At 56.4% G+C, this 25,896-nt stretch carries 33 protein-coding genes, 1 tRNA gene and 1 other RNA gene; 20 read left to right on the forward strand and 15 right to left on the reverse strand.

The window, feature by feature from the left end; all coding sequences use genetic code 11:
* From PJL69_RS03695 to PJL69_RS03745, 11 genes are all read right to left on the reverse strand, one after another.
* A complete protein-coding gene (locus PJL69_RS03695; protein WP_271308444.1) occupies positions 1-435 on the reverse strand; it encodes a TrgA family protein in 435 nt (144 codons plus the stop codon).
* The gene (locus tag PJL69_RS03700) at positions 432-1,643 is read right to left on the reverse strand and encodes an SAM-dependent methyltransferase (RefSeq protein WP_271308445.1); all 1,212 of its coding nucleotides are present in this window, start codon (positions 1,641-1,643) and stop codon (positions 432-434) included. The genes PJL69_RS03695 and PJL69_RS03700 overlap by 4 nt, the downstream gene beginning before the upstream one ends.
* Before the next feature lie 63 nt (positions 1,644-1,706).
* Positions 1,707-3,137, reverse strand: a complete 1,431-nt coding sequence (locus PJL69_RS03705; protein ID WP_271308446.1) for a cryptochrome/photolyase family protein — start codon at positions 3,135-3,137, stop codon at positions 1,707-1,709.
* A 69-nt stretch (positions 3,138-3,206) separates the two neighbouring features.
* Positions 3,207-4,427, reverse strand: coding sequence for an aminotransferase class V-fold PLP-dependent enzyme (locus PJL69_RS03710; RefSeq protein ID WP_271308447.1), 1,221 nt, complete (start codon positions 4,425-4,427; stop codon positions 3,207-3,209).
* Between the two features lie 84 nt (positions 4,428-4,511).
* Positions 4,512-4,928 carry an HIT family protein gene (locus tag PJL69_RS03715; RefSeq protein ID WP_271308448.1) on the reverse strand — a complete coding sequence of 139 codons (417 nt, stop codon included), beginning with the start codon at positions 4,926-4,928 and terminating at the stop codon, positions 4,512-4,514.
* Positions 4,929-5,051: 123 nt separating this feature from the next.
* A complete protein-coding gene (locus PJL69_RS03720; RefSeq protein ID WP_333781862.1) occupies positions 5,052-5,495 on the reverse strand; it encodes a hypothetical protein in 444 nt (147 codons plus the stop codon).
* Between the two features lie 200 nt (positions 5,496-5,695).
* A complete protein-coding gene (gene acuI / locus PJL69_RS03725) occupies positions 5,696-6,688 on the reverse strand; it encodes an acrylyl-CoA reductase (NADPH) (RefSeq protein ID WP_271308449.1) in 993 nt (330 codons plus the stop codon).
* Between the two features lie 104 nt (positions 6,689-6,792).
* Positions 6,793-7,896: a dimethylsulfoniopropionate demethylase gene (locus tag PJL69_RS03730; protein ID WP_271308450.1), complete on the reverse strand. Its 1,104-nt coding sequence runs from the start codon at positions 7,894-7,896 to the stop codon at positions 6,793-6,795.
* A complete protein-coding gene (locus PJL69_RS03735) occupies positions 7,887-8,402 on the reverse strand; it encodes a DinB family protein (RefSeq protein ID WP_271308451.1) in 516 nt (171 codons plus the stop codon). Before PJL69_RS03735 ends, PJL69_RS03730 begins: the two co-directional genes overlap by 10 nt.
* Positions 8,402-9,106 carry a DUF1326 domain-containing protein gene (locus tag PJL69_RS03740; protein ID WP_271308452.1) on the reverse strand — a complete coding sequence of 235 codons (705 nt, stop codon included), beginning with the start codon at positions 9,104-9,106 and terminating at the stop codon, positions 8,402-8,404. Before PJL69_RS03740 ends, PJL69_RS03735 begins: the two co-directional genes overlap by 1 nt.
* A 2-nt stretch (positions 9,107-9,108) precedes the next feature.
* On the reverse strand, positions 9,109-9,912 hold the full coding sequence (locus PJL69_RS03745) for a DUF2182 domain-containing protein (protein ID WP_271308453.1): 804 nt from the start codon (positions 9,910-9,912) through the stop codon (positions 9,109-9,111).
* 81 nt (positions 9,913-9,993) lie between these two features.
* On the opposite strand from PJL69_RS03745, the gene PJL69_RS03750 reads away from it, so the two are divergent.
* From PJL69_RS03750 to PJL69_RS03805, 12 genes are all read left to right on the forward strand, one after another.
* On the forward strand, positions 9,994-10,740 hold the full coding sequence (locus PJL69_RS03750) for a FadR/GntR family transcriptional regulator (protein WP_271308454.1): 747 nt from the start codon (positions 9,994-9,996) through the stop codon (positions 10,738-10,740).
* A 124-nt stretch (positions 10,741-10,864) separates the two neighbouring features.
* On the forward strand, positions 10,865-11,350 hold the full coding sequence (locus tag PJL69_RS03755; protein ID WP_271308455.1) for a twin-arginine translocation signal domain-containing protein: 486 nt from the start codon (positions 10,865-10,867) through the stop codon (positions 11,348-11,350).
* Between the two features lie 4 nt (positions 11,351-11,354).
* Positions 11,355-11,984, forward strand: a complete 630-nt coding sequence (locus PJL69_RS03760) for a ferric reductase-like transmembrane domain-containing protein (protein ID WP_271308456.1) — start codon at positions 11,355-11,357, stop codon at positions 11,982-11,984.
* A gap of 103 nt (positions 11,985-12,087) precedes the next feature.
* Positions 12,088-12,735 carry a TenA family protein gene (locus PJL69_RS03765; protein WP_271308457.1) on the forward strand — a complete coding sequence of 216 codons (648 nt, stop codon included), beginning with the start codon at positions 12,088-12,090 and terminating at the stop codon, positions 12,733-12,735.
* A gap of 120 nt (positions 12,736-12,855) precedes the next feature.
* Positions 12,856-13,205, forward strand: a transfer-messenger RNA (tmRNA) gene (ssrA, locus tag PJL69_RS03770).
* Between the two features lie 227 nt (positions 13,206-13,432).
* Positions 13,433-13,864 (forward strand): ester cyclase, encoded by a 432-nt coding sequence (locus PJL69_RS03775; protein ID WP_209095765.1) that lies wholly within the window; start codon positions 13,433-13,435, stop codon positions 13,862-13,864.
* Between the two features lie 50 nt (positions 13,865-13,914).
* A complete protein-coding gene (chrA, locus tag PJL69_RS03780) occupies positions 13,915-15,171 on the forward strand; it encodes a chromate efflux transporter (protein ID WP_271308458.1) in 1,257 nt (418 codons plus the stop codon).
* 79 nt (positions 15,172-15,250) lie between these two features.
* Complete coding sequence (locus PJL69_RS03785; RefSeq protein ID WP_209095770.1) at positions 15,251-15,721, forward strand: SspB family protein; 471 nt, start codon at positions 15,251-15,253, stop codon at positions 15,719-15,721.
* 152 nt (positions 15,722-15,873) lie between these two features.
* Positions 15,874-17,268, forward strand: coding sequence for a class II fumarate hydratase (gene fumC, locus PJL69_RS03790; RefSeq protein WP_271308459.1), 1,395 nt, complete (start codon positions 15,874-15,876; stop codon positions 17,266-17,268).
* Between the two features lie 128 nt (positions 17,269-17,396).
* Positions 17,397-17,534, forward strand: coding sequence for a hypothetical protein (locus PJL69_RS03795; RefSeq protein ID WP_271308460.1), 138 nt, complete (start codon positions 17,397-17,399; stop codon positions 17,532-17,534).
* A gap of 76 nt (positions 17,535-17,610) precedes the next feature.
* Positions 17,611-17,796: a DUF4169 family protein gene (locus PJL69_RS03800; protein ID WP_271308461.1), complete on the forward strand. Its 186-nt coding sequence runs from the start codon at positions 17,611-17,613 to the stop codon at positions 17,794-17,796.
* Complete coding sequence (locus PJL69_RS03805; protein WP_271308462.1) at positions 17,793-18,050, forward strand: ribbon-helix-helix domain-containing protein; 258 nt, start codon at positions 17,793-17,795, stop codon at positions 18,048-18,050. The genes PJL69_RS03800 and PJL69_RS03805 overlap by 4 nt, the downstream gene beginning before the upstream one ends.
* 48 nt (positions 18,051-18,098) lie before the next feature.
* On the opposite strand, the gene PJL69_RS03810 is transcribed toward PJL69_RS03805, so the two are convergent.
* Entirely contained in the window at positions 18,099-18,509 is a 411-nt protein-coding gene (locus tag PJL69_RS03810; protein WP_271308463.1) for a SufE family protein, read from the reverse strand.
* A gap of 127 nt (positions 18,510-18,636) precedes the next feature.
* Between PJL69_RS03810 and PJL69_RS03815 the strand changes: the two genes are divergently transcribed.
* Positions 18,637-19,137, forward strand: a complete 501-nt coding sequence (locus tag PJL69_RS03815; protein ID WP_271308464.1) for a hypothetical protein — start codon at positions 18,637-18,639, stop codon at positions 19,135-19,137.
* A 168-nt stretch (positions 19,138-19,305) separates the two neighbouring features.
* Here the strand turns inward: PJL69_RS03815 and PJL69_RS03820 are convergent.
* Positions 19,306-19,381 (reverse strand) — tRNA-Ile (locus tag PJL69_RS03820).
* A 282-nt stretch (positions 19,382-19,663) separates the two neighbouring features.
* On the opposite strand from PJL69_RS03820, the gene PJL69_RS03825 reads away from it, so the two are divergent.
* The 7 genes from PJL69_RS03825 to PJL69_RS03855 all read left to right on the forward strand — a co-directional run bounded on the left by PJL69_RS03825 (position 19,664) and on the right by PJL69_RS03855 (position 24,746).
* A complete protein-coding gene (locus PJL69_RS03825) occupies positions 19,664-20,392 on the forward strand; it encodes a helix-turn-helix transcriptional regulator (RefSeq protein WP_271308465.1) in 729 nt (242 codons plus the stop codon).
* A 114-nt stretch (positions 20,393-20,506) separates the two neighbouring features.
* Positions 20,507-20,869 (forward strand): hypothetical protein, encoded by a 363-nt coding sequence (locus PJL69_RS03830; protein ID WP_271308466.1) that lies wholly within the window; start codon positions 20,507-20,509, stop codon positions 20,867-20,869.
* Between the two features lie 215 nt (positions 20,870-21,084).
* Entirely contained in the window at positions 21,085-22,134 is a 1,050-nt protein-coding gene (purM, locus tag PJL69_RS03835) for a phosphoribosylformylglycinamidine cyclo-ligase (protein WP_271308467.1), read from the forward strand.
* Positions 22,131-22,724, forward strand: coding sequence for a phosphoribosylglycinamide formyltransferase (purN, locus tag PJL69_RS03840; RefSeq protein ID WP_271308468.1), 594 nt, complete (start codon positions 22,131-22,133; stop codon positions 22,722-22,724). The genes purM and purN overlap by 4 nt, the downstream gene beginning before the upstream one ends.
* Positions 22,725-22,809: 85 nt before the next feature.
* A complete protein-coding gene (gene rnd, locus PJL69_RS03845; protein ID WP_271308469.1) occupies positions 22,810-23,979 on the forward strand; it encodes a ribonuclease D in 1,170 nt (389 codons plus the stop codon).
* A 264-nt stretch (positions 23,980-24,243) separates the two neighbouring features.
* Positions 24,244-24,372, forward strand: coding sequence for a hypothetical protein (locus PJL69_RS03850; RefSeq protein WP_271308470.1), 129 nt, complete (start codon positions 24,244-24,246; stop codon positions 24,370-24,372).
* Positions 24,373-24,416: 44 nt separating this feature from the next.
* Entirely contained in the window at positions 24,417-24,746 is a 330-nt protein-coding gene (locus PJL69_RS03855; protein ID WP_271308471.1) for a TfoX/Sxy family DNA transformation protein, read from the forward strand.
* On the opposite strand, the gene PJL69_RS03860 is transcribed toward PJL69_RS03855, so the two are convergent.
* Both PJL69_RS03860 and ndk read right to left on the reverse strand, forming a co-directional pair.
* Entirely contained in the window at positions 24,743-25,279 is a 537-nt protein-coding gene (locus tag PJL69_RS03860) for an NUDIX hydrolase (protein WP_271308472.1), read from the reverse strand. The genes PJL69_RS03855 and PJL69_RS03860 overlap by 4 nt on opposite strands.
* Positions 25,280-25,366: 87 nt before the next feature.
* A complete protein-coding gene (gene ndk, locus PJL69_RS03865) occupies positions 25,367-25,789 on the reverse strand; it encodes a nucleoside-diphosphate kinase (protein WP_209062611.1) in 423 nt (140 codons plus the stop codon).
* Positions 25,790-25,896 lie beyond the last annotated feature (107 nt).

Consider the following 25,896-nt stretch of genomic DNA (forward strand, 5'->3'; position numbering starts at 1 on the left):
TCAGCCCCAGCGTCGATGCGCGAAATTTGTGAGATATCCACTCACGATCGCCCCGATCACAAGTGTGATCAAAATTGGCGTCGCGCTCAAATACAGCCCGTAGTCCAACGCAATCGTGACCACGGCCTCCATCGCCTCAACCGGCTCATCAAAATGGCGGCGCAGCGCCAGCCGCAACATTTCGATCAATCCAAACAGCGCAAGTCCCCAGAACACGAGCCAGAACACGCCAAGGATACCAAGCTCCAGAGAGCCAACCCTGCCCGCACGGCGCCCCATGATCCGCCATCCAACCAAAATACCAACTACTGCAGAAATCAGGGTCATATGGCCCGGGTCAGATCCTTCGGGCATCTGAGGCTTTACGAATTCGGCCACCAGCCCGCCAATGAAGGCAAGGCAGATGGCCGCAATCAGTTTGTTAGATGTTGTCATGTACTCGGTTTGGAAATTGTGATCTGCGTTACGTCACAACTTCCACTGTGAAACGCCGCCGCACAAGAGGTTAGATAAAAATTCCACATCCGGCGGAACCTTTCATCAAACCCCATGGGCTGAATGCGATCCCATTGCGCATTAAACGTGTCATACCAGCGCCGCAGCGTTTGACTGTAGCTTTCACCAAACTCAATCGACCCTGACAGAAGAAGCCCCGCCTTGCGCACCTCTTCCTTAAGCGCGGTTGGGCTGGGCAACATGCCCCCCGGAAAGATGTATTTCTGAATGAAATCTACACCTTTTCTGTACTCTTCAAAACGGCTTTCGGTGATTGTGATGATCTGCAACGTCGCCTTTGCACCGGGCTTCAGACGGTCGCGCACCGTTTGAAAATAGACCGGCCAATACTTCTCTCCGACGGCTTCAAACATTTCGATGCTGGCAATACCATCATAGTGCGCGGTTTCATCGCGATAGTCTTGCAGCTTGAAATCCACCAGATGTGACAGCCCCGCCTTTTCAATGCGCTCCTGCGCATATTTCAGCTGCTCTTCTGATATTGTCAGCCCGGTCACACGCAGCCCGCGCTCCTTGGCGGCATATTCCGCAAAACCGCCCCAACCACAGCCAATTTCAAGCACATGATCGCCGGGTTTGACGCCCATCTGATCCACCATAGACGCATATTTGGCAATCTGTGCCGCCTCCATGCTCTCTTGCCCGGTTTCAAAGATCGCAGAGCTATAGGTCATCGTGTCGTCCAGCCAGAGCCGATAGAACTCGTTGCCCAGATCGTAGTGATAGCTGATGTTTTTCTTAGCCTGAGATTTGGAGTTATTGTTCATCCAATGGCGCATGCGCTCATAAGCGCGCACAAAGAACATGCCGGGAAACCCATCATAAAGCGCATCATTGTCCGCGCGCAGAAAATCAAAAAACGCCTGCAGATCCGGACTGCTCCACCAGCCTTCCAGATAAGCTTCAGAAAACCCAAGTTCCCCCTCGCGCATCAGGCGGCCAAAGGTATCGCCGTTGTGAACACGCATCTCACAAACCGGGCCGGGCTTGGGGCCCTCTGCGCGGAACACGCGGCCATCCTCCAAAACGAAATCAATCCGGCCGTGATTGATCTTTTGTGCCGTGGCAAAAACGGCTGAAAAATAGCGCGGTAAGTTGGCCTCACCTTGTGTCGAAGTCAGGATCATCTTTCTCCCTCCCCTTTTGTGTAGTCTGAATCCTAGGCGCAGAAACCGCCTAGCGGCAAGAAATTATTGAGTTTTGAAAGCCTCATACGCGGCCAGGGCGCGCGCGCGCCCTTCAGGCAAGCTGACAATCGGTTGCATCTGCGGGTGCGCAAAACGCGCTTCCCAACTGACCGGCATTGCCTGAAAAAACGTCTGCGCTGTAGCGCTGCCTTCGCCGTCTTTGTGGCTGAACCAACGCCTGCGATAGGTCTTCTCAGGATCAAACTTGTCTGCCTGCGTGTCAGGGTTGAAGATCCGAAAATAAGGCGCTGCATCGGGCCCACAGCCCGCCACCCACTGCCACCCCATTGCGTTTGACGCAGGATCCCAATCGATCAAGCAATCTGCAAACCACTTGAGGCCGAGCTTCCAATGCATCCGCAAGTGCTTTGTCAGATAGCTGGCCACAATCATCCGTGCGCGATTGTGCATCTTTCCGGTGATGTAGAGCTCACGCATGGCTGCGTCCACCACGGCCACGCCTGTGCGTCCCCGGCACCAGGCCTGAAAATGCGGATGATCGGGATCTTCAGACCATTCAAACTGATCCCAGCCATCGCGCCAATTTGCATGCGGAAGCTGCGGAAAATGCCACAACAAGTGCCAGGCGAATTCGCGCCAAACCACTTCTTTGAGGAAATGTTCCGCACCTGCTGCCCCCTGCTGCATCGCACGGTGCCCACCATGCCAGAGCTGCGCAGGGCTGACCTCGCCAAATGTCAGCGCATCTGACAAATCCGAGGTCGCCGCACGATCCAGAAAATCTCGTGCCGCTTGATACGCGACGACCTTTTCTTCCAGAAACGTCGAGAGTTTGGCTTGCGCGGCGGATTCCCCTGCCTGCACATGCGCCGCCACAACCGCAGCACCACGTCTCATGTCTTTTGACAAACCCCACGCGCTCAGGGTTTCACTCTGCGGCCAAACCGATGGTGGCTTCAGATCGGGGGCACGCAATGGCGCGTCCACCACACGGCTGCGCACGGCCTTCCAAAATGGCGTATACACCCGATAGGGCATGCCCTGACCCGTCTGGACCGTCCATGGCTCAAACAGAAGGGTCCCTTCAAAACTCTCAGCTGACAGACCAGTCTGTTTGAGCGCGGCTTTCACCTCCGTGTCGCGCGCCACCCAATCAGGTGCATAGGCGCGGCTCCAGTGTACTGATTTTGCGCCCACCTCTTGGGCAAGCTGCAACAGAACGTCGGTCGCGCGCCCACTGCGCAGAATGAGCTGCATCCCACGCGTTTCCAGATCCGCGGCAAGCGCCGCCAGTGACATCTCAAGCCGCTGCTTGGACGCTGCCCCAAGCCCGCGCACCTCATCATCCAGCACAAACACAGGCACCACAGGCCCCTGTGCCGCCGCAGCAGTCAAAGCGCGGTTGTCACTCAGTCGCAAATCGCGTCGAAACCAGTGAATCGTTACCGTATCTTGGGTATGGTTCTGCGCCAAAGTCTTGAGGTCCTGTCCTGTATTCTGCTGAGTTTACGGGACATTACCAAAGTCAGATCACACTTTGGATCACAAAACCGCGTCCAATGCCTCAATCAGCTGCGCCACCTCTTCTTCTGTGGTGTAATGCACAAAACTGACCCGCAGCACGCCGTGCTCTGCATCCACATTCATACCCTTTAGCGCCCGCACCGCGTAAAAGTCTCCGCCCCCGGCCATAATACTGTGCTGCGCCAGACGCTCTGCCAGAGCCGCGCCCGGCGCCTGCGCCACCAACGCAACAGTGGGCGCCCGGTCTGCTGCAACATCCGGTCCAAGCAGGCGCACAGAGTTGCGCGCAGATGCAAAATCCAACAAGGGCTGCAAAAGATTGGTTTCATGGCTGCGCATCAACGCATGCACCGCTGCCCCGGTTGCCGCCATCGTCTCGCCCAGCACACCATGATGCGCCGCAAGAGCCTCGAAATAATCCACCATACCGGCGCAGGCCGCAACCTGCGCGTGATCGGGACCCGCCGGTGTGAATTTCTTATAAAGCGTATCGGCGTTGAAGTAATGTGCCTGATTGGGCAACAGCTCCCCAAGGCTGCGCCGCATCACCATGATCCCCTGATGAGGGCCATAGGTCTTATAGCTGGAAAACAGATAAATATCAGCACCCAACGCCCCCACATCCGGCAAGCCATGCGGCGCATAACTCACGCCATCGACGCAGACAAAAGCACCGGCCGCATGGGCCAGCGCCGTGATCTCCGCCACCGGATTGATCTCACCAATCACATTGGAGCAATGCGGAAAACACACCAGTCGCACCCGGTCATCCAGCAGCTCTGCCAGCGCCTCAAGATCCAGATGGCCGGTCTCCGGATCCACACGCCATTCGCGCACGTCGATCCCCTCATCCGCCAGCCTGCGCCAGGGGCCACTGTTGGCCTCATGATCTTGATTGGTCACAACGATGGCATCGCCGGGATCCATCCATTTGCGAAATGCCTGCGCTAAAACATAGGTGTTCTGCGTGGTCGAAGGGCCGAAAGACACTTCATCGGTGCCAACCCCCATCAGGCCCGCAAGGCGGCTGCGCGCCTCATCCATCTCTGCCCCAGCAAGCTCAGAGGCGCGGTATGGCGCATAGGGTTGCACTTTGCGCTCACGGTAGAACCGCGTCAGACGATCGATCACCGGGGCACAGGTATAGCTGCCCCCGGCATTTTCAAAAAATGCCTGACCGCGCAGGGTTTCCTCAGAAAACGCCGGGAACTGGCCGCGCACAAAATCGATATCAAGCATCTGTTGTCTCCTCCGTCACTTAGGGCGGAGAAGAACGCTGATGTAACGCGAGGTCAAGCGTGGAAACACACGCAATGGCGTCGCTTAGGCAAAGGCTGCCCGGATCTTGTCCGCCTGCGCCTTCAGCACGTCAAAATCCGCCATCGTGCCGGGCGGGCGCAAGCCCACGCCCTCATGACGCGGCAACACGTGGTAATGCAGGTGAAACACCTCCTGCCCACCGGCAGCTTCATTGAACTGCTGCACCGTGACCCCTTCGGCGTCAAACGCCTTCATCACCGCATGTCCCATCTTCTGCACCGTGTTCAGACAGGCCGACAGCTGCGCAGGCGTCGCATCCAGCATATTGCGGCAAGGCGTCTTGGGGATCACCAAGCAATGGCCATCCGCGCGCGGCATGATGTCCATGAACACATAGGTGTCTTCATCCTCATAGAGTTTCTCGCTTGGGATCTCGCCCCGCAGGATCTTCGCAAAAATATTGTCGGTGTCATAAGCCATGGCCACGCCGCTCCGCTGTGGTGGTGTTCGTCGGCCGCCAAGGTGCCTTTGCCATTCCCGGAGTGCAAGCCGAATTGCAGCGCCCTGCACCGCCGGATCTGGTCCGTTTGTCACGCCCGATGGTCAGAAACTCATCCGAGCATCCGCCGCCAGCATCGCCGCCGCCATCGCACCGGGTTTGGCCACACCAACCCCCTCCAAAAGGATCTCCGGCCCCTGCCCCCGTCCGGGCAGATACAGCGCGCAGACCTCAACCTTTGCGCCGGGCATGGTCATGATCTTTTGCATCAGCCCCTGCGGGCTAACATCCATGGGCGGCTGCCCGGCAGTGGCCAGCTCAGGTGCATCTTTCAGCGCCAGATCGCCCCCGGCGTCACACAGCAACACATGCGGAGCTGCCCCCTGTTGCGCCGCCTGCAACGTCAACACCATCGCCATCAGCTGCGTCTGCGGTGCGGACTCTGTCAGAATGGTCACCAGCTTGGGCGCCTCCTGCGCTGAAACAGCCCCAGCACAGAGGCAGAGCGCAGCGGCAGTATTGGCGAGTGTTCTTTTCAATCGGGTCACAATGGCATCCTTTCATCCATAATTCTGAAAGAGGCCCGCGGCGGGATGTTGCGGCGGCCTCTGGATGTCACAGCACCACACGGCGATCTCAACGCCTTTGATCCAAATCATATACATTCAATTAAATGAATATGTTTCTCCCCTAAAAAGAAAAGGCACCCCCGAAGGGATGCCTCCAAAGCGTGCGCTTCAGCATTGAGTTAGGCGTTAACGTCCACCACGACACGACCCTGAACCTGACCTTTCAGAATATCTGCGCCCAGTTGCGGCAGATCCGACAGGGTTGCAGGCTTCACCATCGCTTCCAGCTTCTCCATCGACAGATCGCTGGCAATCCGCTGCCAGGCGCGCACGCGGTCTTCATACGGGCGCATCACAGAGTCGATGCCCAAGAGGTTCACACCGCGCAGCAGAAAGGGGATCACGGTTGCAGGCAGACCTGCGCCACCGGCAAGACCCACAGCGGCAACCGAGCCGCCATATTTCATCTGGCCCAGCACCCGCGCAAGCATTTCGCCACCCACGGCGTCAACACATCCCGCCCATGTCTCTGTTTCCAGCGGGCGTTTGACGGTTTCATTCAGCTCTTCGCGGGCCACAATCTGGCTCACGCCCAGCGACTTCAGATAATCAGCTGTTTCCGGACGCCCGGTGACACCGGCCACCTCATAGCCGAGATTGGCCAAAATCGCGACCGCCACAGAGCCAACACCGCCCGCCGCACCGGTCACCAGAACCGGGCCTTTGTCTGGGCTGACCCCATGATCTTCCAGCGCCATCACCGACAGCATGGAGGTAAAGCCAGCGGTGCCCACAGCCATGGCCTGTTTGGTGCTCAATCCCTCAGGCAGCGGCACCAACCAATCCGCTTTCACACGGGCTTTCTGGCCATAGCCGCCCCAGTGCACTTCGCCCACGCGCCAGCCGGTCAACACCACCTTGTCACCAGACTTGTAGCGATCATCCTCAGAGCTCTCCACAGTGCCCGCAAAGTCGATACCCGGCACATGCGGATAGTTGCGCACCAGCCCGCCACCTTTGGCTGAAAGGCACAGCCCGTCTTTGTAGTTCACCGTGGAATATTCCACCGCAACCGTCACATCGCCGGCGGGCAGCTGGCTCTCGTCCATTTCCTGAATGGCACCGCTTGCAAGGCCATCTTCGCCCTGTGTCATCACCAATGCTTTAAACATCTCATTTCTCCTAACGTTCACATCAAGCGCCCAAGGCGCATGTCATTTCCGGTTTCTCATTCTCAAAATATCCCCGCCGGAGGCATCTTTCCCCGCCGCGGGCGTCAGTTCCAGAAGGCTTCCCAGACGGTTGCCGCGCGCACCCCATCCGGCGTCACAACATCCAGTTCCGTGCCGCTGTTCCAATGGGTCATGCGGATCATGCCAATGGCCACATTGGTGTTGAAATCAGGCGACCAGGCTGCACTGCTGATATTGCCGACATGCTGATCTCCATCCATCACCGGCCAAAGCTGATCACAACGCGGCACAACACCACCGTGGATTTCAACAGGCCGGATCTGGCGCACCGGCCCTTCCTGCGCCACCCGCAACAGCGCATCACGCCCGACACAGCCAATCGCTGTGTTGGTGTTACAGAACCGCCCAAGTCCACATTCATGGGGCGTGTTGTCGTCGGTCATGTCATTGCCATAGCTCAGCAATCCGCCCTCAATCCGCTCGATCAGATTGGGACAGCCCGCATGCACATCCAGATCCTTACCCGCCTCCATCAAGGCGTTCCACAAGGGCATACCGATGTCGCTGCCGTCGACATAGATTTCAAAGCCGCCCTGTTTGGAGTAGCCCGAACGTGCCACCACCAGATTGCGGCCCTGAAAATCAAACCAGCCAAAGCGGAAGAATTTCACGTCGCGGATCTTGTCGCCAAACACCCGCGCCATCAGCGCGTCGGCCTGCGGACCCTGTACCGCCAGCGGGCTCACATCCGGCTCATCCACCAGCACATCAAGGCGATAGCCATAGGCAATGCCCTTGACCCAGAACAGCAGATCACTGTCCGCAATCGAAATCCACCAGCGGTCCTCGGCCAGCTTGACCGCCACCGGATCATTGAGCATGCCACCGGTTTCATCCACGATTGGAACATAGAAACACTGCCCCGGCAGCATCGCCCGCAAGTCGCGCGGGGTCAGCATCTGCATCAGCCGCCCGGCATCCGGCCCACGCAGCTCCACCTGACGCTCACAAGCCACATCCCAGACCTGCACAGCCGTCTTCAGGTGACGGTAATCTTCCTCAACGGAGCGAAAAACCGTCGGCAGCAACATCCGATTGTAGACCGTATAGGCTTTGACCCCAGCGGCCTCGACGCCTTCAGAAAACGGTGTGCGGCGCAAGCGCCGAGATGGGGAAATCAAAGCCATGCCGCACCCTCCGGCAACAACGCCACATCTGTATCGCCAGGATCATGTCCAATGCTGGTCAGCATGGCATGGATCTGGCCACGGTGATGGGTCTGATGGTTGAAAAGCTGCACCACACATTGTGCAACCGGTTTTTGCATATCCGCATTCAGCATCTGTGCATGCCATTTCAGATCGCCTTCCAGATCCTCCGCGCGCAGCGCCTCGGCCCACGCGGCGATCCGCAGGTCCTCGGCCAATCGCTCCTCAGACCAAAGCGCATAGGTCGCGCAGAGTTCCGCATGCTGCCTGGCGGGCACTTTGGGCCCTGCGCCCCCATCCAGACGGCTGATCCACAGGGTGTCGGCCCACAGGATGTGGTTCAGCGTCGCCATGATCGAGCCAAAAAATGCCCCGCGATCCTGACGCAGCTCAGCATCGCTCAACCTGTCGCAAACACTGCGCAACTGACTGTTTTGCCAAGCATTATAACGCGCCATCATCTGACAGTACGCAGGCGCAATCATTACCGCGGGCCTTTCCAGTCAATTGGGCAGATCTCTGCGGACTTGCCGCCAAAGTCCCAGACCCGGCCAAAATCGCGCACTTTGGATTTGGTGCCCACAGCGGCAATGATGTCCGGCCCCATCCAGTATTTGGAGTTGGAAATCATCACCGGATGATCCGGGCTCGCGCCCTCCAGCATTTCCACCTCACCCTGAATTTTGCGCCCCACATAAAGCGCGCGCTTCTTGCCGTCCCGAATGATGTCGACCTTTTCGCGCTCCGCTGAGAAGATATCGCTCACCAACATGGTGAACAGCCCCGTGGTGCCGCCCGCCTGACCGGAGAAAATCTGCAGCAGACCGTTGTAAGCCTTGCCGCTCGCGCGCTCATCCACATAAGCCGCGACCCGCCAGTCGCCTTCCGCCATCTTGCCGGGGATATAGACCATCAGACCCACATTCAGCCCGCTCAGGTCTTCGCCCTCATAGTGCCCCTCATCAATGGCAATCGCCATCCAGGCCTTACAGTCGCCTTCGGTGGGCGGATGCTGGCCCAGCGACACCACACAGGGGCAGAACACGGTGCAGGAACAGTTCAGGATCAACTCGCCCTTGATCGCCCATTCCGTCGGCGTCATCTTGCGCCGCTTGGGGTTGCTCACCCGGTTGTCGATCCGCTGTGACACCGGCAGTTTATCCGCGTCAGGTCTGCGTTCCAAAGCCATGATTATCCTCCATAAAACAAGCTTGGCATGGCGATCAGAACGCCACCCCCGGCAATCAGCGCCACCCCCATCGGTTTGGTCACCCGATGGCCAATCTGTGGCAGTTTCTCCAGCACCATAAACAACGTGGCCAGCCCCATCCAAAGAAGGCTCATCACGCCTCCGACAAATCCCAGCGCCATAAAGCCCCAGCAGCACCCGACGCAAAAGACGCCCAGTCCCAGTCCCATGCGCAGTCCACCACCAAAACCGGTGCGCCAATGGCCCAGAAAATAGGTCATCGGGCTGTGACACACACCATGGCACACTTCTTTGGCACGGGTGAACTGAAACGCGCCCACCACAATCAGCAGGCCGCCAGACACCCAGGGGCTCTTGGCGATGCCCAGCATGTCCACCACGCCGCCAAACAACAGCGCAAGTTGAACCCCGGTGATCACCGCCGCAAAGGCCACCCAAACGATCAGATAGCCGAGCAAAACACCGATCCAGCCGCCCCAGCTGCCATCCGCAGAGGTCATCAGGCGCTGATAATTGGTCAGTGTGGGCACCATGGTTGGCAGCATCATCGCCGCCATCATCACCGCCCACATCACAAACAGCGGGCCGAAATTGGCCATCGGCATATACATCGGCATGCGTGGATCCATCGCCGCCATACGCGCGCCCATCTCGCCCGGGCGCCCGATCAGATCCACGTCCATAGACATGGCCATGTCATACATCACCCACCACGCGCCCAGGATCGCAGCAAAGAAACTCAGCCACAAAAGGCTTCTTATGGAAAGAAAATCAAAGCGCGACATCTCCCCTCCCTTGGCGACTCGTGCATTTCCCTATTTAATGTCAGACAATTGAAGGTGCAGCAAACATTAAATGTCAGACAAATGAAAATTGACCCAAAGAGCTCCGCCGATCTTTCGGCCCAGATTGCCAAGGCAATCAGAGATGCGATCATTTCCGGCGACCTGATCGTGGATGAGCGCCTGCCCTCTGAGTCTGAGCTGGCCGATCAGTTTCAAGTCTCCCGTCCCACGGTGCGCGAGGCGCTCAAACGTCTGGCCGCGCAGAATTTGATCCGCACACAACGGGGCGCCTCTGGTGGGGCTTTTGTGCGCCGCCTCAGCTATGATGAGGCCGCAAGCCAACACATCACCACCAGCACACTTTTGCTCTCTATGAATGCGGTGGATTTTGAAACCGCCTGCGAGGCACGTTTTGCACTCGAACGCGCCTGTGCGCCGCTGTCCGCCAAACGCCGCACCCCCGATCATCTCGCCACCATGCGCGCCGAGATCCATCGCCAAGCCCAGCCGGGCCTGTCTGATGAACGCTTCTGTGAGTCCGATGTGGCCTTTCACCGCGCGCTTGTGGACGGGGCCGCCAATCCGGTGCTGTCTTATCAGCTTGCCGGCGCGGTGGAGGCCATGCAACCGCTGATGAATATGATCACCTTCACCCAGCGCAACCGCGACGTCATCATCGGTCTACACACCCGCATCGCCAACGCGCTCGACGCCCAAGACAGCGCCGCCGCTGACATAGCGCTGGCCGAACTCACCGCCTACACGCTGACGCTTGGCGAAGAGGCCATGGCCGCCCGCGCCGCTGCCAAGGCGCAATCAGAACGATAGACCTTTTTCTGGCTCCTTTTTCTGGCGTCCCGAGATCGCTCACGAATTTGTGTGCACTCCCCTTGCAAGGCTGTGGCACACTTTCGACGATTGCACCTGTTCTTTCCGGGAAAGGAGCCACCCCATGTTTACCCCCTTCTACAGCCGCCGCCGCTTTATCATCGGGGCTGGTCTCACCGGCACCGCACTGGTGACAGGCCTAGTGTCCCCTGCGCAAGCCGCAGGGTTGAAGCCCACTCAAACCATGCGCGGTGGCTCCAACAACTATCGCCCCAACGCACCGATGGTTGACCGCCTCGGCACGGGGTTCTTTGTACACGGTACGGTCCTGCGCGCAGGCTCGGGCACGCCCATTGCCAACACCCGTATTCAAATCTGGGCGGCAACCACACTCGGCGGCGAACGTGAGCCACGCAATCATGGCTCTGTGCTGACCCGCGCGGATGGCACCTACAGTCTGGAGATGGAGCAGATCGTGCCAAACTTCGGTCAGCCCCATGCCCATCTCGCCTATGATGATGGCGCTTACAAAACCCTGTTTCTGCGCCCCGTGATGCCAAGCGCACGCGACACCTCGCTCCAGGTTGATTTTGTCCTTGCGCCCGCATGAAGCCATGGCGGTGACAGAACGCAGTGCCTCACAGCCCAACAAAACCGCGCTTATCTGGGGCGCGCTCGCGCTTTTGATGCTCGCCCCTCTGCTGATCGCTTCTCAAAGTCCCTACCTCGCTTATCGCAATGTCGCCTATATTCTTGCCGGGTTTGCAGGCATCATCGCGCTGCTGCTTTTGTTTGTGCAGCCTCTTCTCGCCGCGGGCCACCTGCCCGGTTTACGTCCGCGCACGTCGCGCCTTTGGCACCGCGCCACCGGGAGCCTGATCCTCATTGCCGTGGCGATCCACATCGGCGGGCTCTATATCACAAGCCCGCCTGACACTCTGGATGCGCTCCTGCTGGTGGCTCCGACGCCTTTCTCTGTCTACGGCGCCATCGCGTGCTACGGGCTGGTCATCACAGCCCTGCTCGTCACGCTGCGGCAACGCCTGCCTCTGCGCTATCTGCACTGGTCGATTTTGCACAACACACTGGCCTTGCTCATCGTGATCTCCACCGTAATGCACGCCTTGCTGATAGAGGGCACCATGGGCCCGCTGTCCAAATGGCTCACCTGCGGCGCTGTGCTTTTGGTCACGTTCTGGGTGCTCTGGGACATACGCGTGCGCCGCCCGCGCCGAACTTCCTGAAACCTGCTTGAAGTTTTTGTCCGCAAAGGTTTTTCTCCGCGCAACTTGCCTCTGGTCGCAGACAGCCGTCAAACCAGAAGGCCAACCCATTAGGAGAGAGACCATGCGCCCAACTGAACATCTGCGCGACCTTGCTGGCGAAGACTGGATCGCAGCCACAACCCACCCGTTCTGCACCGAACTGGCGGACGGCACCCTGCCGCTGGACAAGATGCGCTGGTATCTTGCGCAGGATTATCAGTTTGTCGGCAACTTCGTTCGGCTGCTGGCAAGCGCCATCGCGCATGCTCCGACCCTGGCAGATTCTGTGCCAGCCGCGCAGTTCCTTGCGGTGGTCACTGGACCTGAGAACACATACTTCCTGCGCTCCTTTGAAGCGCTGGGCATGGACGCCGCCGCGCAAACACCGCCAGCCGCAGCCCCAACCGAGGGCTTCAACGCATTGATGGCAGAGGCCGCCTCATCAGGCCGCTATGAATTGATGTTGGCCGTGCTGGTTGTGGCAGAGTGGGTCTATCTCAGCTGGGCAACCCCAGTGAACCCACCCAAAGAAGACCTGCCGTTTTATTTTGCAGAATGGATCACCCTGCATGCGGGCGAAGGCTTTGAGGGCGTCGTCGCCTATCTGCGCAGCCAGCTTGATGCCGTTTGGCCCGAACTGTCTGACTCCGCCAAGTCCGAAGTCGAGGCAATGTTCCTGCGTGCCGCAAAGCTGGAGCGGCAATTCTGGGATGCCGCATACGCGTCCTGATCACCAACACCTGAACGCAACGCGCGGTTGGATAACACATTTCAGTCGCGCGAAAATGACACCGCCGCAATACCGTCGCATTACAGACGCAATACCGACGTGCAAAAAACCGGTTAACATCGACTTGCACCCGCAACACTTGCAGACTATCTATGACATGTCTCTTCGGGGACTATGGACATAAACGCGCTTGTAATAAACGGATCGGACCCGGGGGCGGTACCCGGCGTCTCCACCAAACATCCTTCATTTGGGGATCATGGGGACGAAATAGGATCGACGGACGTCTAAAGAAGTTAGCTTTGTCTCGGCTGTCTGCCACCGTTATCGGCGAAAATAGTACAATTGCAAATGACAATCGTGCACCGGTAGCAGTCGCTGCGTAAGCAGTGCCTAACACCGAATCTTAAGCCCTGACGCTTGCAGCTTCAGGCGGGGTTCGCAGGTACCTGGCAACAGAAACCTGCACTTCCTTAACGTTAATACTTAGCGTCCATGAGTGGGCATACACGTTAATTTCCGTCCAAAATTGGTTAACACATCTACCTGAACGCGAACTCACTAATTAATTAGTTCGCGAAACAATACCTAAGTGCCAAAAAACACAATTACGACAAGATTTGACCTTATTTTTTAACCTTTCACTTACTCTTTCAAACATAGCTTGCTCGTGGGGATGACAACAAGGAAATGAACAATGACTGTGGATAAGCAGCAAATCATCGAGGACTGGTTTCGGCGCGTATGGGTCGAACAGGACATGGACGCAATTGATGAAATGTTCCGCCCAGACAGCAAAGCCGAAGGCGTTCTGCCCGGTTTTGGCGTTGGGCCTGAGGATTTTCGCGAAATGGCAACCATGTATCTCGCACTTGTCGAAGACCCGATGGTTTGCGTAGAAAAAGTAATGGTCGACGGCGATTGGGCCGCCGCACTTTGGACAATGAGTATTCTCAATCCACTCAACAACGAACGGATCACTGGCTTTGGCCAACTCTTCGTGCGGTTTGATGGGAACATCATGGTCGAAGCCTACAACAACTTCGATATGGTGAGTTTCTTCCAACAACTTGGGCTCCTGCCTGAACAAACGATGGCGCTCTGTCTCACAGGCCAAAAAGTGGCCTGACCGGCTCCGAATCTCTTGCAAATGAGACATGCTGCGATAGCCATGAGCACATGTCTCAAACGCCACATATTTCTGAGCTTTTTCGCGTATTTGGACGCATCGGACTGCTGTCGTTTGGCGGCCCCGCCGCCCAAATAGGCTTGATGCATCAAGAACTTGTCGAACGTCGACCTTGGCTAAAAGAGAAAGAGTTTCTCGGCGCCCTATCCTTTTGCATGTTGTTGCCGGGCCCCGAAGCAATGCAACTGGCAACGTTTTGCGGCTGGAAACTGCGCGGCACACTTGGTGGCATCATAGCAGGCACACTCTTCGTCCTGCCAGGCGCCGCTCTTATCTTCTGCCTTGCAGCAGGCTATGCAACCTATGGCAACCTCCCTTTGGTGTCAGCGGCGTTTGTTGGCGTAAAGGCGGCTGTGGTCGCGATCATCTTGCAAGCCTTGATCGGACTGTCACGCAAGGTGCTGACAAACAACATCAATATACTTGTTGCCGCTATCAGCTTCTTAGCGCTGTATTCCGACACGCTCGCATTTCCTGTAGTAATACTGCTGGTTGGTATCTTCGGAATGGTTTTTCAGAGTTCCGACAGCACACCTGCTTTAGAGGATCAACCAGCGCAAACGCCCAATCCGCTCAGCTATTCATTCAAGGCCATTTTTATCTGGGGCGCGCTCTGGGCGATACCGGTTATTTTGTTGCTGAGGCAAGGCGGTTTTCTCAGCGACGTCGCATTGTTTTTTTCCAAGCTGGCCATCGTCAGTTTTGGCGGCGCCTACGCGTTGCTGGCCTATATGGTGCAAACTGTTGTGCAAGATTTCGGTTGGCTTTCCACAGATCAAATGATGGATGCGCTTGGGCTGGCTGAAACCACGCCGGGCCCCCTCATCTTGGTCACACAATTTGTCGCCACATTATCAGGCGCTCTGCAAGGCGGACCATGGCTGGCGCTCGCCGCGGGTGTTACAGCGCTTTGGTGCACATTTATTCCCTGCTTTTTGTGGATCTTTGCTGGCGCACCCCATGTCGCACGTATCCTATCGTCACCTCGGCTCAATCACGCACTACGTGCAATCACAGCGGCCGTTTTCGGCGTCATTCTGAATCTGAGCGTCTGGTTTATGCTCAACCTGCTCTTTGATCAGACCCAAACAACAGCATTTGGCGACCTGCCCGTTCTTTCAAGCTTCGACTGGCGCGCAGGCTTCCTCAGTGCGGCTGCAATCCTTGCCCTCCTCACCTTAAGGTTGCCACTCTTGGCGACACTGTTTATCAGCGCGTCAACCGCGGCAATTTTCGGGGCGATGTGATGCAATTTTTGAGCCGCATCATCTTTCGTTTCCTGCGCAATAAGCTATTGTCAGAAGTGTAGACTATCGGAGCAAGCTCATGTCTGGAACCATCGACTACGGAAACTTGATGCACCGCGCCATGCGCAGTCTGATCCAGACCGTTCTAACAGACGTGCAAACCAATGGATTGCCCGGCGAGCATCATTTCTTCATCACGTTTGACACACAGCACCCAGATGTCGAAATCGCCGAATGGCTGGCAGATCGATATCCCGGTGAAATGACTGTTGTGATGCAGCATTGGTATGACAATCTGACCGTTACAAATGAGGGCTTTGCCGTCACGCTGAATTTCGGAGATTCTCCAGAGCCGCTGTACATTCCATACAACGCCATCAAAACTTTCGTTGATCCCTCAGTTGAGTTTGGCCTGCGCTTTGAAACGCAGGAAGACGAACTTGACGAAGAAGCGCTCGAAGATCTCCCGGAGGAAATCAACCTCGAAGAGATCGTAGAAGAGCCGCGCAAAGACGCCGAAGTGGTGTCTCTGGACAGCTTCCGTAAGTAGAAACTGCACCAATCGGCGCAAAGCGATCTATGCGTAATGCACCGCTTTCGCGGCTCTATTTCATGGCTGTTAGCGGTATCCCACGGTATACTGTATTGCACTTTGGCCCCAGTCCGTTATGACACTCCTGACATATTTTACCGGAGGTCACGATGGCAAATACCCGCACCGAAACCGACAGCTTTGGCCCGCTGGAAGTTCCTTCAGATAAGTATTGGGGCGCACAGACCCAGCGTTCGATCATGAACTTCCCGATCGGTTGGGAAAAGCAGCCCATCGCAATCGTGCGTGCGCTCGGCGTGATCAAACAGGCCTGCGCCATGCAGAACAAAGCCACCGGCAAGATGGACGCAAAAATCGCGGATGCAGTCATTCAAGCTGCTTCCGAAGTGGTCGCAGGCAAATTCGACGACAACTTCCCGCTGGTTGTCTGGCAGACGGGTTCTGGCACCCAGTCCAACATGAACTCCAATGAGGTGATTGCAAACCGCGCGATCGAAATCCTCGGCGGTGTGATTGGCTCCAAAGATCCGGTGCACCCCAACGATCACTGCAACATGGGTCAGTCTTCCAACGACACTTTCCCAACCGCAATGCACATTGCCGCCGCGATGACCGTGCGCGATGTACTGCTGCCCGGCCTGACCAAACTGGCAGAAGGTCTTGAGGCAAAAGCCGACGAATTCAAAGATATCATCAAGATCGGCCGTACCCACACCCAGGATGCGACTCCGCTCACTCTGGGCCAGGAGTTTGGTGGCTATGCACACCAGATCCGCCAGGGCATCGCGCGTGTTGAAGCAGCCCTTCCCGGCATCTATGAGCTGGCACAAGGCGGCACCGCTGTTGGCACCGGCCTGAACACCCAGAAAGGCTGGGGCGAAGCTGTGGCGGCAAACATGGCCGAAATCACCGGCCTGCCTTTCGTGACTGCGCCCAACAAATTCGAAGCACTGGCGGCGCATGACGCCATGGTCTTCATGTCCGGCGCACTCGCCACTGTTGCTGGCGCAATGTACAAAATCGCCAACGATATCCGCTTCCTCGGCTCCGGCCCACGTTCCGGTCTGGGCGAGCTGATCCTGCCGGAAAACGAGCCAGGCTCTTCCATCATGCCGGGCAAAGTGAACCCAACACAGGCCGAAGCGATGACTCAAGTTGCCGCACATGTGATGGGCAACAACGCGGCGATGACCTTTGCTGGCTCTCAGGGCCACTTTGAACTCAACGTCTACAACCCGATGATGAGCTACAACCTGTTGCAATCCATGCAGCTTCTGGGCGATGTGGCAGACAGCTTCACCGAGCGTATGCTCAACGGCATCAAAGCCAATGAGCCACGCATCGACAAGCTGATGAAAGAGAGCCTCATGCTGGTGACCGCACTGGCGCCAACCATCGGTTATGACAACGCCACCACCGTTGCCAAAACCGCGCATAAAAACGGCACCACCCTCAAAGAAGAGGCCATCGCGCTTGGCTTTGTGGACGCGGAAACCTTTGATGCCGTTGTACGCCCGGAGCAAATGATCGGCCCCAAAGACTGATCTCTCGCCTTTATAAAACATCAAGGCGGTCCATTCGGGCCGCCTTTTTTTGCTGACGCTCCAATTTTCAGCGACGGACTTCAAATCCGCACCCGTATCAGCTCCATATCCTGAAAAACGAGCGCCCCATGAAACGACAATTTCTTCCACCAGTGTTTCTGCTGATCATCTTTGTACTGGGCGGATTGTCCCTCGCCTCGTCCCCGGTCTTTGCCACAGATCGAGATTTGGAATGCGCCACATTCTTCGCTTTGGTCGGGCTCTAAAGCGCCCACAAAAAGCGTTTCGGATCAAACGCAAAGGGCTCTATGCAAATCGAGCACATCGCGATACCTTGTGGCCATGGCAGAGATCATCTATCTGAACAAATTCCGCAAAGCGCGTGCCCGCGCCGATGAAAAAGCACAGGCAGAAGAGAACGCCGTGAAATTCGGACGCACCAAAGCGCAGAAGAAATTGGAAGTGGCCCAAACGGAGAAATCTGAGCGGGATCTGGACGGCAAAGAACGCAGCAAAGATCCGGAATGAGCCGCCCTCAAAAACGCTCTCTGACCCTGCGCGGACATCGCACAAGTGTGTCCTTAGAAGACGAATTCTGGCGCGCCTTTCGCGATATTGCAGAAGAAAAATCAATTTCAATCAACGAATTGGCAGCGCAAATTGATGCAGCTCGCGACCTTGACGCCGGGCTGGCCACTGCCATTCGCCTGTTTGTACTCCGCCACTATCGCGACAGAGCGCACGAGGGCGCAAACGAGCGCCAAACCTTCCTCTCGCCGTAAATATCCCCGCCAAAGGCAACGCCCCATCGGGCGTTTCATAAGGTGTGATCAGGCGGTTTCGCTGGCAACCAGACGTATGCGCTCAATCATGGCCCGCAATCCATTTGAGCGCTGCGAGGAGAGATGCTCGTTCAACCCAAGGCGCTCCATTTCCGCCCGCGCATCCACCGCCAGAACCTCTGCAAGTGACAGCCCGTTGTAGAGTCTGCGCAACACAGCAATCAGCCCACTCACGATCATCGCATCGCTCGCGCCTTCAAAACTGAACACCCCGTTGTCTATTGTGGGATGCAGCCAAACCTGGCTCGCGCACCCGTAGACCTTGGTGGCTGGCACACGCAGCGCTTCATCCAAAACGGGCATATCTTTGCCCTGCTCAATCACATAGCGATAGCGGTCTTCCCAGTCCTCGATAAACTCAAAGTCTTCGACAATCTCTTCAAACGCCTGCGCAGCCATGGTTTCGGCTCTCCTTTTGTGTCCACTCCACCTAAGCAGGCCTGCAGCAAACGTCCACCCCGCGATCGGCGCTTTTCAACTTCATACGAATAGGATAACTCAAAGGCACAACGAATGAGGCTTTCCGATGCGCACTTCCGTCCTGATCTTGTTGACCTCCACCTTGGCGCTGTCAGCCTGCCAATCCCGCGTGAATCCGGTAAATTGGTTCGGAAATGATCGGGCAGATGCCGTGATCACAGAAAGCAATCCCCTGATTCCCGAGGAAACCGACGCGGGCCGTTCCTTTTTTGCACAGGAACAGGCGGTTGCCTTTGTCGGGCTGCCAATTTCAAAGGTCACCAACCTTGAGGTGCACACTGTGACTGAAGGCCAGCTGGTTGTTGCGGTTGGTGTGTCTGCGGTGCACGGAACCCACGATGCGCGTCTTGTGGCCCGTGGGCCCGCGGAAAACGGGGTTCTGACGCTTGATTTCATGGCAATTCCCCCAGCCGATCCCATCACTGGTGGTTCAGATCTGACACGTGAAATCACCGCAGCCTCAGTCCTGACGGACCAGCAAACAGCCGGGGTGCGGACCATTCGTGTTGCCGCCTCAGGCAACACCTTGGAGCGGCGCGCGCGCTGAAAATCCGGCGCGTTACAGGGCTTTGATCACAAGTTGAGTTGCGGCGCAGACTTCTACGGTTGCGCGCAGATACCTCACGTCTGCACACTGGTTTATTCACCGCAGATACAGTTGGTCAGGCCGCAAATCACCTGATCTTAACATGCATAGAAAGTGTTAGGCGGAAGGTGGTAGGCCCGGCAGGATTTGAACCCGCAACCAAAGCGTTATGAGCGCTCTGCTCTAACCGTTGAGCTACAGGCCCGCCTGACGCTTGGTTATGAAATGCTGCTGATGGCGTCAAGCGGTCAGTGCGCGATTTCTGTCGCAAATAGTACTGAGTTTCCACACCAGCACTCTTGTTGTATAATTCCTTGGAGCAAAAACTATTTATACGGGGCAGCAGCGCTGCCGGCAAAGAGGTCTACGCCCAGGAAACGCTTTTAAGACGACCCATTTAAGCATTTAGACCGCAAACCCGCAGCTCCCAACGGCTTTCTCAATTTGCTGATGTGAATAGTAATTATGTGTTTCAAAGGTTTAGTAATTGAAAAATGCAATCATTGATGTCGTTGATCGTTTTGTCGGTGTTACTTCCAATCAACGCACTTGGGAACTTGCCGAAGCCTCCGCTTCCGATTGCGGTTTTGATCATCTGTTGGTGGCCAAGGTCTCCACCGCGGCACGAGATATCGACTGGGTCAACACAAATATGCCCGACAGCTGGATGCAAGAATATCTTGTTGAAGACTACATTGGTTCCGACCCAATTATCAGCCTCTTGGAAAATCATGTGGGAAGTCTTTTGTATAACGCTGGAACGATGCGTGCGGACGAATTGATTGATCAAAAGGCATATGCGGTGAGTCATGGTCTGAGGCAGTACGGCATGTCTCACCTCCATTGTTCGCGCTTTGGATCTCCTAAGGGCAACAGCTATTTTGTTACCTTGTGTTCTGAAAATGAGGCGCATTCAATTCTGAAATCGACTGACATCAATGCTGACGTTTTTGCGGCGTTTTTGGCAACGGTGATAACCTCCGCTGCAGATGTATATTCCAATCGGCATCTAGGGCACGTGTTCTTATCCCAGAGGCAACGGGAAGTGCTTTCCCTTCTCGCCCAAGGTCATCAAACAGGCCGGATTGCAGAGAAACTCGGCATTTCTGAGGCCACCGTTAGCAAGCACTTTTCTGAAGCAAGGTTGCGACTTGGTGTCAGCACGCGGGAGGAAGCGCTGGCAGTCGCCCTTCGACGCGAACTCATAGAACTGTAAAGGTAGTAATATTAGCACCTTCAAATTTCACGGTCGAGCGCGCTACAACACTCAGCGTGAAGTGTCATTCATCCTTCACCCATTTGTATTGTTAAAAAGTGTAAGGGTAAAACAATGAAAACTATGTCAGCCATTGCAGTTGTTCTCTTTGCAATTCCTCTGACGGCAAATGCTGCGACATGGGAACGTATCAAAACCGAAACACAGTTACTCGAAGTGGTTGCAGGAAAGCAGTTTTCGACCAAGAACGGTTGGTGGGAAATACGTTCAGACGGGTCCATGGTTGGTATCTTGAAAGGTGACGAGTTGCGCGGTGCATGGAAATGGGACAAAGGTGCATGGTGCCGAAATTATGTCTTCAAGGGCAAAGAAAAGAAAACCAACTGCCAACATGTCTGGAGCAGCGGCAACCAGGTCCGCTTTAAGAAAGACCGAGGACAGGGGGACGAAGACATCCAAACTCTGGTGGCGAAGTAGTCAAAGAGATCTCCGAAGTAAAAAGGCTACTGACTCTGTCGCCCAGAAATTTTGCATTTACGGAATGCACTGACTTAGGAACAGCGCAGTCAGCTGAGGCGCGAAGCTTGTCGCCGCCTACAGTTATCTTTCCGCAGACGGTGCAATCCATGGTTCCCTTTGCTGAAACGATCCTTTAAGCAACGCGCCAAGCATTGATTAAAAGGACACGCCCCATGAGCGACGGCAAAAACGGCATCACTTACGCGGATGCAGGTGTGGACATCGACGCAGGAAACGAACTCGTTGAGCGCATCAAACCTGCTGCCAAGCGCACCACGCGCTCAGGCGTTATGGCCGGTCTCGGTGGATTTGGCGCATTGTTTGATCTCAAAGATGCAGGCTACACCGATCCTATTCTTGTCGCGGCGACCGATGGTGTCGGCACCAAACTACGTATCGCCATTGACACTGGCAACGTAGACGGCGTTGGCATTGATCTTGTCGCCATGTGTGTGAACGATCTGGTGTGTCAGGGCGCTGAACCTCTGTTCTTCCTCGACTATTTTGCCACCGGCAAGCTTGAGACCGAAACCGCCGCCCGCATCATCGAAGGCATCGCCGAGGGCTGCTACCAGTCTGGCTGCGCTCTGATCGGTGGAGAAACCGCAGAAATGCCTGGCATGTATGAAGCGGGCGATTTTGACCTCGCGGGCTTTTCCGTTGGCGCTATGGAGCGCGGTGCCGATCTGCCTGCTGGCGTGAAAGAAGGTGACGTTCTGTTGGGGCTCGCTTCAAACGGCGTGCACTCCAACGGTTACAGCCTTGTGCGCAAACTGGTTGAGGTGTCCGGCCTTGGTTGGGATGACACCTGCCCATGGGATGACAGCCAGACCCTTGGCGCAGCCCTGCTCGCCCCGACCCGTCTCTATGTGAAACAGGCGCTGGCCGCCGTGCGCGCAGGTGGCGTACATGCGCTGGCCCACATCACCGGTGGCGGCCTCACTGAAAACCTGCCGCGGGTGCTTCCTGAAGGCCACGCTGGCGCGATTGATCTGTCCTCATGGGAGCTGCCTCCTGTGTTCGAATGGCTCGCCAAAACCGGCGGCATGGATGAGGCGGAGCTGCTGAAAACCTTCAACTGCGGCGTCGGCATGATCCTGTCTGTGGAAGCGGATCAGGCCGATGCGCTTGCGGCGCTTCTGCGCGAGCAAGGTGAAACCGTCTACACACTCGGCACTGTGACCAAAGGCGAAGGCGTCACCTACACCGGATCGCTTCTGTGAAGAAACGCGTTGCGATTTTTATCTCCGGCGGCGGGTCCAATATGGTCCGGCTGCTGGAGGACATGGCCGAACCCGGCCATGAGGCAGAGCCGGTTCTGGTGCTTGCCAACAGCGCCGATGCTGGCGGGCTTGCCAAAGCTGCGACGATGGGCGTGCCAACCGTCTCCGTGGATCACCGCCCGTTTAAGGGCGACCGCCCTGCCTTTGAGGCGGCACTTCAGGCAGAGCTTGATAAGGTCCAACCGGACATCCTTTGCCTGGCCGGTTTCATGCGGGTTCTGACAGAGGGTTTTGTCGCGCCATGGGAAGGTCGGATGCTCAACATTCATCCGTCCTTGCTGCCCAAGTACAAGGGGCTGCACACCCATGCCCGCGCCCTTGAAGCTGGCGATGCAGAACACGGCTGTACTGTACACATGGTCACACCTCTGCTGGATGACGGCCCCATTCTCGGTCAGGCCCACGTGCCTGTCCTCACAGATGACACGCCAGACACCCTCGCCGCGCGCGTTCTGGAGCAAGAACACCGCCTTTACCCAGCCGCTTTACGCCGGTTTGCCGCCGGAAATACCACACCCTTCACGCTTTAAGGGTTGGTGAATTGCTTTCCCTTATGTTTGTGCGTAGTGCTGATATCACCAAAACGTCACAACGGACGAAGAAGACACGCCACCTATGAAGACCCTCACAACCACCGAAGAGCTCGCGCAATTTTGCGCCATGGCAAGCAATGCCCCTTATGTCACGATAGACACAGAGTTTTTGCGGGAACGCACCTATTACTCCAAACTGTGTCTTGTGCAATTGGCGGTGCCAAGCGAGATGCCCGGTGAGGAGGAGGATAAGGCCGTTCTGGTGGACCCGCTTGTTGATGGGATCTCTCTGGAGCCACTTTATGACCTCTTCCGTGATACCGCTGTTGTCAAGGTTTTCCATGCGGCCCGTCAGGATCTGGAAATCTTCTTTGTAGAGGCAGGCGTCTTCCCAACACCGCTGTTTGACACACAAGTCGCTGCGATGGTCTGTGGCTTTGGTGAGCAGGTTGGCTATGAAACGCTGGTGCGCAAGATCGCCAAACAAGGTCTGGACAAAAGCTCCCGCTTTACCGACTGGTCCCGCCGTCCGCTGACGGACGCCCAGAAAACCTATGCATTGGCAGATGTCACGCATCTGCGCAAAATTTATGAGTTCCTCGCCGCAAAGCTCAAAGAAACCGGTCGCGCCCATTGGGTCGAAGAAGAGCTTGAAATGCTCACGCGCCCGGAAACCTATATCATTGATCCAGAGCACGCATGGAAACGGGTCAAAACCCGCACAACCTCTCCGAAGTTTCTCGCGATTGTACGCGAACTTGCCAAATTTCGCGAATCCTACGCACAAGAGCGCAACGTGCCACGCAACCGCGTGTTCAAAGATGACGCATTGGTGGAACTGGCCTCGACCAAACCGGGCAATATGCAGGATCTGGGCCGCTCCCGTCTGCTGTTGCGCGAAGCGCGCAAAGGCGACATAGCAGACGGCATTCTTGCGGCTGTGAAAGCGGGTGTCTCCTGCCCTTCTGATGAAATGCCACGCCTGCCCAAACGCGATGACAAACAACAGGTCAACCCGGCCTTGGCTGATCTTCTGCGGGTTCTGCTGAAAGCGAAAACGGAAAGCTCAGGTGTGGCGCCAAAACTCATCGCCACCTCTGCCGATCTTGACACTTTGGCCTCCGGCGGACGCGACGTGGCCGCACTCCACGGTTGGCGTCATGAAGTGTTTGGTGCGGACGCCCTACGCCTGTGCGCCGGCGAAGTCGCCCTTGCGGCAAAAGGATCCTCAATCAAGATTGTGAAGCTCTGATCCCTTATTTCCACTGCGTTCGCAGTCATTTATCTATGGCATTACTTTTCAGGAGAAACCGAGCATTTGTTCGGTTTCTTTTTTTTTACGCTCAGCCCAGTGGTCATTCCGCGCTCAAGATTTAAACAAATCCATCGAAAAGGGCATGATTTTGCCTCAAACCTCTCGCTTTGCCTGCGCAAAATGCGGTGACGGTAGGATCTGTTTACGCACGTGCTGATCATGGGATCACAGGCACAATTGCAAGATCAAAGGAGCAGAACAATGGCAACCGCAAAACCAGAGCCGCTGGAACACACGCCAGCAAACGCAGCGCAGCCGCAAAACGCCAAACCATCATCACAACAAACACCAGCAAATGATCCAAAATTCACGGATTGGGCAATGATCTGAAATCCAGCCTTGTTCACGATTTGGTCCCACCTTATGCTGGGGCCATGTCGAGCCCAATTTCTTCCATCCGCAACCTAGGCCCCGCCTATGAAGAAGCCTGTGCACGTGCAGGCATTCACACCGCAGAGGAGCTGCGCGACCTAGGCGCAGATGAAACCTATGCACGACTGCTAAAGACAGGCACAAAGCCCCATTTCATTGGCTACTATGTGCTGGTTATGGGCCTGCAAGGTCGCCCGTGGAACGACTGCAAAGGCAAGGAAAAGGACGCCTTGCGCGTTCGCTTTGACGCCCTCAAGGCCCGCGCGCATGATAAAGGCCGCTCCGAGCTCGAAGATATGCTGAACAAAATTGGCGTGATCGAAAAACGCTAAAGTCGCAGACGCGCCATGCCCCAGGCAGCCACATGATGGATCACAGCCAGGTCACCCACCATCATTGCATGGTCAAGGTCTTCTGCTGTCCAGAATTCTTCCTGCATGTCTTCAAGGTCACCGGCGTTGGGCTCTGCCACTCTCCGGCATCCATGTGCCAAAAAGTAATGCCCCTCACAGCCGCGTTGATTGCCGTTGTCCACAAAGCGCCCCATCGGCTCAAGCGATTGCGCCTCAACGCCCGTTTCCTCCATAAGCTCCCGGCGGGCTGCAACGTCCGGCGCTTCACCCGGATCGATGAAACCAGCTGGAAACGTTACCGAAACTCTGCGTGGCCCATGTTTGTACTGGCGCAACATCAGAATTTCACCGTTTTCCATCACCGGCACCACCAAAGCAAAAGAGCGCAGATCAACCTGATAGAAATCCTCGATCAGCCGCCCATCAGGCAGCTCTACAGTCTCTTTTGAAACGCTCACAAAAGGCGCGGCTTCAAAAACCGTCTCACGCGCCCGAGTCTTCCACGCTTCCATTTATCACCTCGCAAAAAAATGGGCCCCGGAAATTCCGAGACCCATCCATCATCTAACTGTGGCGAAGTTTCCTTCGCGGGGCAATGCTTAGCCCACCAGCTCCAGACCGGAGAAGAAGTATGCGATTTCTACCGCTGCGGTTTCTGGTGCGTCAGAACCGTGTACGGAGTTTTCGCCTACAGATTCTGCGAACTCGGCGCGGATGGTGCCAGGTGCTGCGTCTGCTGGGTTGGTTGCGCCCATCACTTCGCGGTTTTTCGCGATTGCGCCTTCACCTTCCAGAACCTGAGCCACGATTGGCGCAGATGCCATGAATTCGCACAGTTCGTCGTAGAAAGGACGCTCTGCGTGCACAGCGTAAAACACACCGGCCTGCTCTTTGGTCAGGTGGATGCGCTTTTGCGCAACGATGCGCAGGCCAGCTTCTTCGAATTTGGCGTTGATTGCGCCGGTCAGGTTGCGGCGGGTGGCATCAGGCTTGATGATCGAGAAGGTGCGTTCCAGAGCCATGTCTCTTTTCTCCATGTAAGATTGGGGCCAGCACCACGCTCGCCCCATATTCGAATTGTCGCTCCGATACCATGCGCATACCGACTTGAAAAGCGATGATTGACGCC

Origin of the sequence: Shimia sp. MMG029 (genome assembly GCF_027947445.1) — a bacterium.
Lineage (GTDB): Bacteria > Pseudomonadota > Alphaproteobacteria > Rhodobacterales > Rhodobacteraceae > Shimia.